This is a genomic window from Streptomyces sp. NPDC014623 (assembly GCF_043088245.1).
Lineage (GTDB): Bacteria > Actinomycetota > Actinomycetes > Streptomycetales > Streptomycetaceae > Streptomyces.
On the sequence record NZ_JBIBZU010000008.1, the window covers coordinates 156597 to 169531 of the forward strand.

The following is a 12935-nucleotide window of genomic DNA, read 5'->3' on the forward strand; positions in this document are numbered from 1 at the left end:
CGACGGACCGTGGCAGCGCCCTTAAGATCGTCGTACGGCATCGCGCGCCGGTCACCGGCCGGGTGAGGCGTGGAGGTAGCCCGTGAGATGCCCGCTGGAGGCATTCCACCGTGTCAGTCGAGTTGAATCACACCATCGTTCACAGCCGGGACAACCGCGAGTCGGCAGAGTTCCTGGCGCACACCCTGGATCTCACCGTCGGAACCGAATGGGGCCCCTTCATCCCGGTGGTCCTCGCGAACGGCGTCACGCTGGACTTCGCGACCGTTCCCGCCGCATCGATCACCGTCCAGCACTACGCGTTCCTCATCTCGGAGGCCGAGTTCGACGCCGCCTTCGGGCGCATCGAGGCGCAGGGGATCACGTACTACGCCGACCCTCACCGGAAGCACCCCGGCGAGATCAACCACAACGACGGCGGACGCGGGGTGTACTTCCCCGACCCCAGCGGCCACGGGATGGAACTCATCACCCGCCCGTACGGCGGCTGGGCGTAGCAGCACCCGCCCGAGGGGCACAAGGCCGGCCCGGCCGCGATCGGTGACCGGGCCGGGCCGGCCGGCTCAGGGGCCGCCGCCGGTCGTGAGCACCAGATCGGGCCGGTCCCACATCACCGCGGGCGGGCGGGCCGCCACGGTGCCGGTGCGTTCGGCACCCACACTGCGGTAGAAGCCCTCGGCGGGAGGGTGTGCGACCACACGTACGGCGGCCAGACCGGCACGGTACGCCTCCTCACGCAGGTGGCCGATGAGGAACCGCCCGACCCCCCGCCCCTGGACGTCGTCGGCGACGAACATCAGGTCGAGCTCCGGTGGGGACAGGACCAACGCGTAGAAACCGAGAATCCGCCCGTCGTCGTCCACCGCCACGTGGACGACGTGCGCTTCGACGTAATCCGGTCCCACCTTGTATCCCGCGACCATGGGGGCGTAGGGCCCCTCGTACGCACGTGACGAGGTGACCAGGCGGGTGAGCCGTTTGGCGTCCCGCGCGAGGGCTCTCCTGATGCGGACCCCGCCGTGCCGACCCGTAATGCGCGCTCTCATGAGGTGAGTATTACGCACTCGGCGCGCAGGGCGCACGTTTCCCAGCACCCGCGCCGCTCGGCACACCCCTCCTCCACGATCGCGTCGATGTCGAACGGCCGGAGGTTCAGCAAAGGCCCCTCCGGCGGCCCGGCCAGTGCCTCGCGGATGCTCTCGTCGGCCTCGGCCGGCATGCGCCGGACCTCCGCCTCCGACCGCGCCCGGGACGCCTCCCGCCGGATGTCCTCGGCCGCCTTCCGCAGTGCCGGCGCAGGCGGGAGGGCCGACAGCCGCTCACGCTCCGTCTTCGCCTTGACCCACCACGTCGCGTCGTAGGGCCTGTCGAGACCGGGAACAGGCTTTCCGGCACCCGGCAGGCCTGTGAAGGCGCCCCGCTCCTCGGCCTCACGGATCTGCCGGTCCACCCATGTCTCGAAGCTGACCCCCGCGGGTCTGCGCTCGGCCATCGCGTGTCCCTCTCACCACTCGCGCCGGACGGCACCGTGTTCGGCCGGGCACGTCCGGGTCGACGCCTCACACGATACCGAGGGACATTCCCGGGCTTGAACGGAGCGCAGCGGGTACACGGCTGATGCGCACCGCCCGGCCCGTACATCCGGGCCGGGCCCGAACCGGAAGGGGATGACGAGAGTGGAACAGCACGACGCACCGACCGCCGACCGACGGGAGCGTCGGACATGACGACCGTGGTGATCATCGTTGCCATCGTCCTCGTGGCAGCGCTCGCCTTCTTCCTCGTCCGTGGCCGTAACACCGGGGGGCGGGGGCTGCAACGTCGCTTCGGACCCGAGTACGACCGGACGGTCGCCCGTCACGACGGCGACACCCGAGCGGCCGAGCAAGAGCTCTCCGAGCGTGTGAGGCTGCACGGTTCCCTGTCGGAACGACCCCTGCGGCCGGAGGCCCGCGAGGCGTACGCACGCCGCTGGGCCGAGGTGCAGGAACAGTTCATCGACTCCCCCAGGGAAGCGGTCGTCGCGGCCGACGCGCTCCTGGCACGGCTCGCGCATGACCGGGGCTTCCCGGACGGCAGCAGCTTCCAGGAGCAGACGGACGCTCTCTCCGTCCACCACGCCGAGCAGGTGGACGGCTACCGCAGGGTGCACACAGCCGTGAGGGGTCAGGGCGGTACCGAAGAGATGCGGAAGGCCCTGGTCGAGTCCCGGGCGCTCTTCGACGTACTCCTCTCGGACGCACCGCATGAGCCGGCCAGGACGGACCGGCACGAGACGAAGGGCAGTGCAGCAGCATGACCGACCACACCGAGCGCATGACGGAAGCCGCCTTCGGGACGGAGCACCGCCCCACCGGAACCCCGCCGGGCAGCCCGGCTGGAGCAACTCCCGGAGCCGCACCGGGCAGCACCCCGGGTGCCGCAGCCGGGCCGGTCTCCGAAGACGGCAAGGGGCTCGGGCCGAAGAGCAAAGGCCCCGGTGACCTCAGCGTTCCGACCGCCCCCCGAACGGCTCCTGCCACGCCGCCGGCCGAGCGGACCGGCCGTCACGAGGTCTCCGGCGCCGACCGCACCCTGATCTCCCCGGCGCACCGGGAGAAGCTGTCGCTTCGCATGCAGCAGGCGGTCACCGACTTCGTCGAGAGCCCCCGCCGGGCGGTCGAGGAGGCGGACAGCACGTTCGAACAGGTGGTCTCGGGTCTGACCGAGGCCCTCGCGGAACACGGGCGCCTCCTGCGCGCGAGCTGGCAGGAGCAGGACACCGAAGCCCAGACCGAGGAACTGCGCATAGCGCTCCAGCGCTACCGTGACATCAGCGAACAGCTGTTGAAGATCTGAGCGGCGCAGCCGCCGTACGCCGGCCCGGTGCCACGTCCTCCGACGCGGCACCGGGCCGGCGCACGTCTGCCGTACGTCAGGCAGGGACGGCCAGATCGTCACGCAGCCGCTCGGCCGCTGCCGGGGGCAGGCGCAGCGCCTTGCTCAGATAACCGTCGAGTCCGCCCCAGCGCTCGTCCATCGCGTCCAGGGCCGCCTCGAGGTAGCGGGGCCGGACCTCGATGACCGCCGACGCGATGTCCGGGTCCCCGCCCTCGTCGAGAAAGCGCCGTACCGCGGGCCCGGACGCGGCACGCACCGCTCGGTTCACCGCGAGGAACTCCGCGCGTACGACATCCCGGGACGCCCCCGCCATCATCAGCAGAAGAGCGGTGGCCCAGCCCGTCCGGCCCTTGCCGGTCGCGCAGTGGAAGAGCAGCGGTCTCGTCCGCGGGTCCGCGACGGTGTCCAGGAAGGCGCGGTAGGCGGCCGCAGCGCCCGGCGAGAGGACCATCCTCCGGTAGGTCTGCGCGAAGAACTCCTCGGCCCTCCCGCCTCCGAGCAGAACGGCTGCTCCGTCCGGGTCACCCAGCAACGCCTTGAGCCGGCCCGGCGCCAAGCCGGGGCTGTCGCCGAGCACATCGGCGACGAAGAGTCTTGCGCCTGCCGGAAGCCGGTCGGGCGCCCATCGGCGCTCGTCGGCGGTACGCAGATCGACCACGGTACGGATACCGAGTGCGGCCACCGCCACGTCACGTTCCTGGAACGCGCTCAGCTGGCCCGAACGCAGGAGGATGCCCTGCCGCAGGCGGCGGTGGCGCCCCAGGGCGACACCGCCCAGATCGCGCAGGTTGACAACGGTTGAGGCGGGGACGGCCCGGGCGGTCTGCACGATGAACTGCCTCTTTCCCGACAGACTGCAGGTCGGAATCAACGTCGCACGGCGTGCGCATATCGACAAAGGGAACGTGGGGTACGGGAGCGCGGGGCGGCGGGGAATCAGCCGGCGAGGATCCTTGTCTTCTGCTCCACGAATTCCGCATCGGTGAGAACGCCCCGCTGCCGCAGGTCCGCGAGTCTCTCGAGCAGCGTGATGACATCGTCCCCGCCGTCCGCCGGGACCCGCTCGTGCGCCAGGAGCCGGCCTCCCGCCTCCTGGGCCGCCCGGGTGAGAGGTACCGACCAGAGGTCTTCCCACACGATCAGCGCGGCACAGCTCTCCTCCGGCAGGCGTCCGAGCGCCTCAAGACCCGTGATCTGCGGCAGCCCGGCGGGCGGGACGTCCGGTGGCTCGAACGGCACCAGCCCCTGGGGGTCCGCCTCCCGCAGCTCGACACGCTCGAGGGCGCCGCCCGCGGCTCTGCGGGCGAAGGCCAGATCGAGGATGCGTACCGCCTCGGACGCGACGGCCTCGGCCAGTACCGGAGCGATCGCGTCGGCGAACCGGCCGCCGGGAAAGGTGACGACGAGGTACTCCACGGGTCCCACGGTCACGGCGCCTCCTTCCCCTGGGGTTCTGGGTCGACAGCAGCGTAACTCCGGGCAATCCGTCACGCCCTGCAAAAATATATGACAGAAGGAAAATATGCCGCATATCTTTGACCGTCGGACGGTCCGGAACTGCGCGCAGCCGCTCGACGTGCCGAGGCCGACGCCCGCCTTCCCATGAAGGCACATCACCGGGGCCCTCCAGCTCGCGTTCCGACGGATCGGCCGGCGAGGGTCCGGGCTCGTACCGGGCCCGCTCCCACGAGGCGGGCACCACCGTCCCTGCCCGCGTCGCCACGATCCGCACACGGCCGGTCAGGAATCGAGAAGCGAAGGGTTCCCGCCGCCCGTAGCGTGATCCGCATGGACATCGAGCTCTCCCAGTGCTTCATCGCCGTCGACGGCCACGGTCACGACAAGGCGCTCACTCTCCACCGTGACGCTCTCGGCCTGGAGGTACGCAACCGTGCCAGGCCGGAGGGCGTGCGCTGAGTGGCCGTCAGGGCACCGTCGCAGCCTGGTGCGGAGCCAGTCCTCGAGCCGCCGCTCGCGCGGTCTCCGGCAGGGTGATCATGGCGGAACTGCCGACGGAGGGCCTGCTGCGCGGTACCGCCTTCACCACTGACGACTGCACCACCGATGGCTACGGCACGGCCTTCGAACGCGTCTGCGCGACGGGGGCGGGGCGGTCCAGGAACCGTACGGCGTCCGCGACCCCACCTTCCGCGCCCCCTCCGGCCACGTGCTTCGTCCCGGCCGGCCCCGAAGGTGATTCCCCATGGCGGCACCTGCGGCCTGATAGACAACGACCGTTGCCGTGGAACCCGGCGACGCCGGCCGCGGGTCGCCCAGGCGGCCCGTGCAACAGATGGAGAAAAGACGAGCATGGCCACGAGGACGGACACGCGGTCATCCGCGCCGCATGTTTCCGACAGCCACGATGTGATCCGCGTGCACGGTGCGCGCGTGAACAATCTCAAGGACGTCGGCGTCGAGATCCCGAAGCGCCGGCTGACAGTCTTCACCGGCGTCTCCGGCTCGGGCAAGAGCTCACTGGTGTTCAGCACGATCGCCGCCGAATCGCAACGGATGATCAACGAGACCTACAGCGCCTTCGTCCAGGGCTTCATGCCGACGCTCGCACGGCCCGAGGTCGACGTACTCGAAGGTCTCACGACGGCGATCACCGTCGATCAGCAGCGGATGGGCGCCGACCCCCGCTCCACGGTCGGCACCGTCACCGACGCCAACGCGATGCTGCGCATCCTCTTCAGCAGACTCGGCGAGCCGCACATCGGCCCGCCCGGCGCGTACTCCTTCAACACCGCCTCGGTCCAGGCCAGCGGCGGGATCACCGTCGAACGCGGTGCCGCCAAGACCCGGACCGTGAAGGCGACCTTCAGCCGCACCGGCGGAATGTGTACGCGCTGCGAGGGCCGTGGATCGGTCTCCGACATCGACCTCACCCAGCTCTACGACGACTCCAAGTCACTCGCCGAGGGGGCGTTCACCATCCCCGGCTGGAAGTCGGACAGCCAGTGGACCGTGCAGGTCTACGCCCAGTCGGGCTTCGTCGACCCGGACAAGCCGATCCGCGAGTACACCAAGAAGGAGCTGCATGCCTTCCTTTACGGGGAACCGGTCAAGGTCAGGGTCAACGGCGTCAACCTCACCTACGAGGGGCTGATCCCCAAGATCCAGAAGTCGTTCCTCTCCAAGGACAAGGAGGCGATGCAGCCGCACATCCGGGCGTTCGTGGAGCGTGCGGTCACCTTCACCACCTGCCCCGGGTGCGACGGCTCCCGGCTCAGCGAGGGCGCCCGGTCCTCGAAGATCAAGCGGATCAGCATCGCCGACGCCTGCGCGATGGAGATACGCAGCCTGGCCGAATGGGTGCGTGGCCTGGAGGAGCCGTCGGTGGCTCCGCTGCTCGCCGCGCTGCGGCAGACCCTCGATTCGTTCACGGAGATCGGCCTCGGCTACCTCTCGCTCGACCGGCCGGCCGGCACGCTCTCGGGTGGCGAGGCGCAACGCGTGAAGATGATCCGCCACCTCGGTTCCTCGCTCACCGACGTCACCTACGTCTTCGACGAGCCCACCATCGGCCTGCACCCCCACGACATCCAGCGGATGAACGGCCTGCTGCTGCGGCTCCGGGACAAGGGCAACACGGTGCTCGTCGTGGAGCACAAGCCGGAGACGATCGCGATCGCCGACCACGTCGTCGACCTCGGCCCCGGCGCGGGTAACGCGGGCGGCACCGTCTGCTTCGAGGGAAGCGTCGAAGGGCTGCGGGCAAGCGGCACCGTCACCGGCCGCCATTTCGACGATCGGGCCACCCTCAAGGACTCGGTCCGCGAACCCACCGGCGCACTGGAGATCCGTGGGGCGTCGGCGCACAACCTGCGGGATGTCGACGTCGACATCCCGCTCGGGGTGCTGACCGTCGTCACCGGCGTCGCCGGTTCCGGTAAGAGTTCGCTCGTGCACGGATCGATTCCCGCCGGTGAGAACGTGATCTCGGTCGACCAGAGTCCGATCAAGGGCTCGCGCCGCAGCAACCCGGCCACGTACACCGGGCTGCTCGACCCGATCCGCAAGGCGTTCGCCAAGGCCAACGGCGTGAAGCCCGCGTTGTTCAGCGCGAATTCCGAGGGTGCCTGTCCCACGTGCAACGGTGCGGGCGTCATCTACACCGACCTGGGGATGATGGCCGGCGTCACGACGACCTGCGAGGACTGCGAGGGGAAGCGGTTCGACTCATCGGTCCTCGGATACCGCCTGGGCGGCCGTGACATCAGCGAGGTGCTCGGTATGTCGGTGACCCGGGCCGAGGAGTTCTTCGGCCCGGGTGAGGCAAGCACGCCGGCGGCGCACCGCATCCTGGGCCGGCTCGTCGACGTGGGGCTCGGATACCTCAGCCTCGGGCAGCCGCTCACCACGCTGTCCGGTGGTGAGCGGCAGCGGCTCAAGCTGGCCACCCACATGGCCGAGAAGGGCGGCGTCTACGTCCTCGACGAGCCGACCGCCGGCCTCCACCTCGCCGATGTCCAGCAGTTGCTCGGCCTGCTCGACCGGCTCGTCGACTCCGGCAAGTCGGTCGTCGTCGTCGAGCACCACCAGGCGGTCATGGCGCACGCCGACTGGATCATCGACCTCGGACCGGGCGCCGGCCACGACGGGGGCCGGATCGTCTTCGAGGGCACACCGGCCGACCTCGTCGCCGGCCGCTCCACCCTCACGGGCGAGCATCTCGCGGCCTACACCGGGGCCTGACCGGTGCAGCCCGGCGCCGGCCTCCGTCCCGGCGCCGGGCTGCACCCCCGGTCCTGCTCCCGGGACAAGGCCGCTCCACCCAGAGCATCCGGCACATTTCGGAGAGTGCAAGGTCACAGCCTGCGGCCCTGCTGCTCACCCGAGCGCTGACCTAGCATCTGAGCATGACGGTCCTGCCTGCTGACGGGCTTCCTCTGGCCGCCGAGTTCCCCGACCCTTCCCACGACCAGTGGCAGAGCCTTGTCGAAGGTGTCCTGCGCAGGTCAGGCAAGGAAGTCGCGGGCCCGGCCGCCGAGGAAGCGCTGTCCACCACGCTCGGGGACGGGCTCACAGTCCGCCCTCTGTACACCTCCGTCGACACGTCGACGGACCCCGGTCTGCCCGGTTTCGCGCCCTTCACCCGGGGCAGCAGGGCCGCGGGGAACACCACGGACGGCTGGGACGTGCGCCAGCGCCACGCACTGGCCGATCCCGTGCGCCTGAACGAGGCGGTCCTCAACGACCTGGAGAACGGCGTCACGTCGCTCTGGCTGGCCGTGGGCGAGCCCGGCGGGGTCCCGGTCTCCGGCCTCGCCCGTGCGCTGGAGGGCGTCCATCTCGACCTGGCGCCCCTCGCGCTCGACGCGGGCACCGATCCCGGGCCCGCCGTCCGGGAGTTGCTCGGTCTCTACGAGGCCCGGGGGATCGCGAAGGGGGCCGTACGCGGGAGCCTCGGGGTGGACCCGCTCGGGCAGGCCGCGCGTACGGGCGCCGAGCCGGAGCTGAGCGCCGCCGCCCACTGGGCCCGGCTGTGCTCCCGCGAATACCCCGGACTGCGCGCTCTGACCGTGGATGCCTTGCCGTACCACGAGGCGGGCGGTTCCACCGTCGAGGAGCTGGGGCTCTCGCTGGCCACCGGCGTCGCGTACCTCCGGGCGCTGACAGCCTCGGGGCTCTCCGTCGAAGAGGCGTGCGCACAGCTGGATTTCCGCTACGCGGCGACGGCCGACCAGTTCCTGACGATCGCGAAGCTGCGCGCGGCCCGGCGGCTGTGGGCCCGTGTCGCCGAGGTCTGCGGAGCCCCGGACGCCGGGGGGCAGCGGCAGCACGCCGTGACCTCGTCGGTGATGATGACACGCCGTGATCCATGGGTGAACATGCTGCGGACGACGCTGGCCTGTCTGGGCGCGGGCGTCGGCGGAGCCGAGTCGGTGACCGTGCTCCCCTTCGATCACGCCCTGGGGCTGCCGGACGCGTTCGCGCGGCGGATCGCCCGCAACACCTCGACGATCCTGATGGAGGAGTCACATCTGGCCCGGGTGACGGACCCGGCGGGTGGTTCCTGGTACGTCGAGCGGCTGACCGATGAACTCGCGAGCGCCGCCTGGGCGTTCTTCCAGGAGGTCGAGCGGGCCGGCGGTCAGGCCGCCGCCCTTCGCTCCGGCATGGTCCAGGAGCGGCTGGCGGCCACCTGGGCGGCCCGGAGCAAGGACCTGGCCCGGCGCAAGGAGCCGGTGACCGGGGTCAGCGAATTCCCGGTCCTCGACGAACGGCCGGTGGAACGCGAGCCCATGCCCGCCGCCCCCTCGGGCGGCGGGCTGCCCGAGGTCCGGCGCGACGAGGCGTTCGAGGTACTGCGGGCCAGGTCGGACGCGCACCTCGCGACCACGGGCAGCCGCCCGAAGGTGTTCATCGCCGCACTGGGGCCCGCTTCGGTGCACACGGCACGAGCCTCCTTCGCAGCGAACCTCTTCCTGTCGGGCGGCATCGAGCCCGTCCAGGAACCGGCTTCCGTGGACGCGTCGACCGCCGGCGCGGCCTTCACGGCGAGCGGGGCGACGATCGCCTGCCTGTGCTCGGCACAGACGCTCTACGCCGAACAGGCCGACGCCGTCGCGTCGGCCCTCAGGGCCGCGGGCGCCGAGCGGGTCTTCCTCGCCGGCCGGCCGGGCGAGTACGCCGGGGCCGATGTCCATGTGTTCGCCGGCTGCGACGTGGTCGCCGTCCTCTCCTCCGAACTCGACCGCATGGGAGTGGCGTGATGCAGACACCCGAGACCTCCGGGGCTTCCGGGGCCTCCGAGACCCCCGGGTCCTCCGTGCCGGACTTCTCCGACGTCGCACTGAGCGGCGGGTCCTCGGACAGGGTCTCCGAGGACCGGTGGCAGGCCGCTGTGAAGGAGTCGGCCGGCCGCTCCGAGGAGGAGCTGCTCTGGGAGACGCCGGAGGGTATCGAGGTCAAGCCGCTGTACACCGGACGGGATCTCGAGGGGCTCGATTTCCTCGGGACCTACCCCGGCATCGCTCCGTATCTGCGCGGTCCGTACCCGACGATGTACGTCAACCAGCCCTGGACGATCCGCCAGTACGCGGGATTCTCCACGGCCGAGGAGTCCAACGCCTTCTACCGGCGCAATCTGGCGGCCGGGCAGAAGGGTCTCTCGGTCGCGTTCGACCTGCCGACCCACCGCGGTTACGACAGCGATCACCCCCGGGTGACGGGCGACGTGGGCATGGCGGGTGTGGCGATCGACTCGATCTACGACATGCGCCAGCTCTTCGAGGGCATCCCGCTGGACCGGATGTCGGTGTCGATGACGATGAACGGAGCGGTGCTCCCCGTACTCGCCCTGTACATCGTGGCCGCCGAGGAGCAGGGGGTGCCGCCCGAGAAGCTGGCCGGGACCATCCAGAACGACATCCTCAAGGAGTTCATGGTCCGCAACACCTACATCTATCCGCCCGGCCCCTCGATGCGGATCATCTCCGACATCTTCGCGTTCACCTCGCAGAAGATGCCTCGCTACAACTCCATCTCGATCTCCGGCTACCACATCCAGGAGGCCGGTGCGACGGCCGATCTGGAGCTGGCGTACACCCTGGCCGACGGGGTGGAGTACCTGCGGGCCGGGCAGGCGGCGGGCCTGGACGTGGACGCGTTCGCCCCGCGCCTCTCCTTCTTCTGGGCGATCGGCATGAACTTCTTCATGGAGATCGCGAAGTTGCGTGCCGCCCGGCTGCTGTGGGCGAAGCTGGTCAAGGAGTTCGGCCCGGAGAACTCCAAGTCGCTTTCGCTGCGCACCCATTCACAGACGTCCGGCTGGTCGCTGACCGCGCAGGACGTGTTCAACAACGTGACGCGCACCTGCGTCGAGGCGATGGCCGCCACCCAGGGCCACACCCAGTCGCTGCACACCAATGCGCTCGACGAGGCGCTCGCCCTTCCGACGGACTTCTCGGCGCGCATCGCACGCAACACCCAGCTGCTCCTCCAGCAGGAGTCGGGCACCACGCGCGTGATCGATCCGTGGGGCGGCAGCGCGTACGTGGAGAAGCTGACGCACGACCTGGCGCGGCGCGCGTGGCAGCACATCGAGGAGGTCGAGGCGGCCGGCGGCATGGCCCGGGCCATCGACGCGGGCATCCCGAAACTCCGGATCGAGGAGGCGGCCGCCCGTACGCAGGCGCGGATCGACGCCGGACGCCAGCCGGTCATCGGCGTGAACAAGTACCGCGTGGAGACCGACGAGAAGATCGACGTGCTCAAGGTCGACAACTCCTCGGTGCGCGCCCAGCAGATCGAGAAGCTGCGCCGGCTGCGCGAGGAGCGCGACGAGACGGCCTGTCAGGGCGCGCTGCGCGCCCTGACGGCCGCGGCGGAGCGGGACCCCGGGCCGGGGCTGGAGGGCAACCTGCTGGCGCTGGCCGTCGACGCCGCGCGGGCGATGGCCACGGTCGGGGAGATCTCGGACGCGCTGGAGAAGGTGTACGGCAGGCACGCGGGACAGATCCGTACGATCTCCGGGGTGTACCGCAAAGAGGCAGGAGAGTCCCCGTCCGTGGACCGCACCCGCACCCTGGTGGACGACTTCGAGGAGGCGGAGGGCCGGCGTCCGCGCATTCTCGTCGCCAAGATGGGTCAGGACGGGCACGACCGCGGTCAGAAGGTGATCGCGACGGCCTTCGCCGACCTGGGCTTCGACGTCGACGTCGGCCCGCTGTTCCAGACCCCGGCCGAGGTCGCCCGTCAGGCCGTGGAGGCGGACGTGCACGTCGTCGGCGTCTCGTCGCTCGCCGCCGGCCATCTCACGCTCGTGCCCGCGCTGCGCGAGGAACTCGCAGCCGAGGGGCGGGAGGACATCATGATCGTGGTGGGCGGGGTGATTCCGCCGCAGGACGTCGAAGCCCTCCACGAGGCGGGCGCCACAGCGGTGTTCCCGCCCGGCACGGTGATCCCCGAGGCCGCCCATGACCTGGTCACGCGGCTCGCCTCCGCGCTCGGCCACGAGCTGTGAGCCGCTGACCGTGGCGGCGCACAGGAGTATCGACATCGACGCCTACGTCAAGGGTGTGCTCGACGGGAAGCGGGCGTTCGTCGCCCGCGCGATCACCCTCGTGGAGTCGGCCCGGCCTGATCACCGGGCTTCGGCCCAGCAGTTGCTGAGCGCGCTCCTGCCCCATGCCGGGCGGTCCAGGCGCATCGGTGTCAGCGGGGTGCCCGGCGTGGGGAAGTCCACGTTCATCGACGCGCTCGGCACCCTGCTGACGCGGCTCGGGCACCGGGTGGCCGTGCTGGCCGTGGACCCGTCCTCCAGCCGCACCGGCGGTTCGATCCTGGGTGACAAGACCCGGATGGAACGGCTGGCGGTGGACGCGAACGCGTTCGTACGCCCCTCCCCCACCGCGGGGACCCTCGGCGGAGTGGCCAGGGCGACCCGTGAGTCCATCGTGGTGATGGAGGCGGCGGGCTACGACGTGGTGCTGGTGGAGACAGTCGGGGTCGGGCAGTCGGAGACGGCGGTCGCCGGCATGGTCGACACCTTCCTGCTGCTCACCCTGGCCCGTACCGGTGACCAGCTGCAGGGCATCAAGAAGGGTGTCCTGGAGCTGGCCGACGCCATCGCGGTCAACAAGGCCGACGGCCCGCACGAGCACGACGCCCGCTCCGCGGCACGTGAACTGGCCGGCGCCCTGCGGCTGATGCACCCGGTGGACGCGGCGTGGACTCCCCCGGTGCTGACGTGCAGCGCCCGGGAGTCGACCGGTCTGGACGCGCTGTGGGAGCGGCTGGAGCAGCACCGTACGCTCCTGGAGTCCACCGGGCGGCTGTCGGCCAAGCGCCGCGAGCAGCAGGTGGACTGGACCTGGGCGATGGTCCGGGACGAGCTGCTGGACAGCCTGCGCGGCCACCCGGCGGTGCGTGCGCTCGCTCCGGAGCTCGAGCAGCGTGTCCGCGCGGGCGAGTTGACGGCCACCCTGGCCGCCGAACGGATCCTGCGGGTGTTCCGCGGCGAAGGCTGAGGCCATCGCGCCCTGCGGGACCGGTCCGCGCCACGCGAGGGCGGCACCGACGCCGGCCGGGTCCTCGGCCCGAGG

The 12935-nt window shown here is 70.9% G+C and carries 11 protein-coding genes and 1 pseudogene; 8 read left to right on the forward strand and 4 right to left on the reverse strand.

Going from position 1 to position 12935, the window contains the following annotated elements:
• Positions 1-110: 110 nt before the first annotated feature.
• Positions 111-497, forward strand: coding sequence for a VOC family protein (locus ACF1FZ_RS15550; protein WP_391773907.1), 387 nt, complete (start codon positions 111-113; stop codon positions 495-497).
• A gap of 66 nt (positions 498-563) precedes the next feature.
• Here ACF1FZ_RS15550 and ACF1FZ_RS15555 read toward each other — a convergent pair whose 3' ends face one another.
• A complete protein-coding gene (locus ACF1FZ_RS15555; RefSeq protein WP_391773908.1) occupies positions 564-1046 on the reverse strand; it encodes a GNAT family N-acetyltransferase in 483 nt (160 codons plus the stop codon).
• Positions 1043-1492, reverse strand: coding sequence for a DUF1992 domain-containing protein (locus tag ACF1FZ_RS15560; RefSeq protein ID WP_391773909.1), 450 nt, complete (start codon positions 1490-1492; stop codon positions 1043-1045). The genes ACF1FZ_RS15555 and ACF1FZ_RS15560 overlap by 4 nt, the downstream gene beginning before the upstream one ends.
• Before the next feature lie 231 nt (positions 1493-1723).
• Between ACF1FZ_RS15560 and ACF1FZ_RS15565 the strand changes: the two genes are divergently transcribed.
• A complete protein-coding gene (locus tag ACF1FZ_RS15565) occupies positions 1724-2299 on the forward strand; it encodes a hypothetical protein (RefSeq protein ID WP_391773910.1) in 576 nt (191 codons plus the stop codon).
• The gene (locus tag ACF1FZ_RS15570) at positions 2296-2838 is read left to right on the forward strand and encodes a hypothetical protein (protein ID WP_391773911.1); all 543 of its coding nucleotides are present in this window, start codon (positions 2296-2298) and stop codon (positions 2836-2838) included. Before ACF1FZ_RS15565 ends, ACF1FZ_RS15570 begins: the two co-directional genes overlap by 4 nt.
• A gap of 76 nt (positions 2839-2914) precedes the next feature.
• Here the strand turns inward: ACF1FZ_RS15570 and ACF1FZ_RS15575 are convergent, their stop codons facing one another.
• Both ACF1FZ_RS15575 and ACF1FZ_RS15580 read right to left on the reverse strand, forming a co-directional pair.
• Positions 2915-3709 (reverse strand): tyrosine-protein phosphatase, encoded by a 795-nt coding sequence (locus tag ACF1FZ_RS15575; RefSeq protein ID WP_391773912.1) that lies wholly within the window; start codon positions 3707-3709, stop codon positions 2915-2917.
• 107 nt (positions 3710-3816) lie between these two features.
• Positions 3817-4311, reverse strand: coding sequence for a DUF6325 family protein (locus ACF1FZ_RS15580; RefSeq protein WP_391773913.1), 495 nt, complete (start codon positions 4309-4311; stop codon positions 3817-3819).
• A gap of 357 nt (positions 4312-4668) precedes the next feature.
• On the opposite strand from ACF1FZ_RS15580, the pseudogene ACF1FZ_RS15585 reads away from it, so the two are divergent.
• From ACF1FZ_RS15585 to meaB, 5 genes and pseudogenes are all read left to right on the forward strand, one after another.
• Positions 4669-5077, forward strand: a pseudogene (locus ACF1FZ_RS15585) (VOC family protein).
• Positions 5078-5190: 113 nt separating this feature from the next.
• Positions 5191-7581, forward strand: coding sequence for an ATP-binding cassette domain-containing protein (locus ACF1FZ_RS15590; protein WP_391773914.1), 2391 nt, complete (start codon positions 5191-5193; stop codon positions 7579-7581).
• 164 nt (positions 7582-7745) lie between these two features.
• Positions 7746-9602 (forward strand): methylmalonyl-CoA mutase small subunit, encoded by a 1857-nt coding sequence (mutA, locus tag ACF1FZ_RS15595; RefSeq protein WP_391773915.1) that lies wholly within the window; start codon positions 7746-7748, stop codon positions 9600-9602.
• Positions 9602-11854 (forward strand): methylmalonyl-CoA mutase, encoded by a 2253-nt coding sequence (gene scpA, locus ACF1FZ_RS15600; RefSeq protein ID WP_391773916.1) that lies wholly within the window; start codon positions 9602-9604, stop codon positions 11852-11854. Before mutA ends, scpA begins: the two co-directional genes overlap by 1 nt.
• Positions 11855-11864: 10 nt before the next feature.
• Entirely contained in the window at positions 11865-12860 is a 996-nt protein-coding gene (meaB, locus tag ACF1FZ_RS15605; protein ID WP_391774026.1) for a methylmalonyl Co-A mutase-associated GTPase MeaB, read from the forward strand.
• Positions 12861-12935 lie beyond the last annotated feature (75 nt).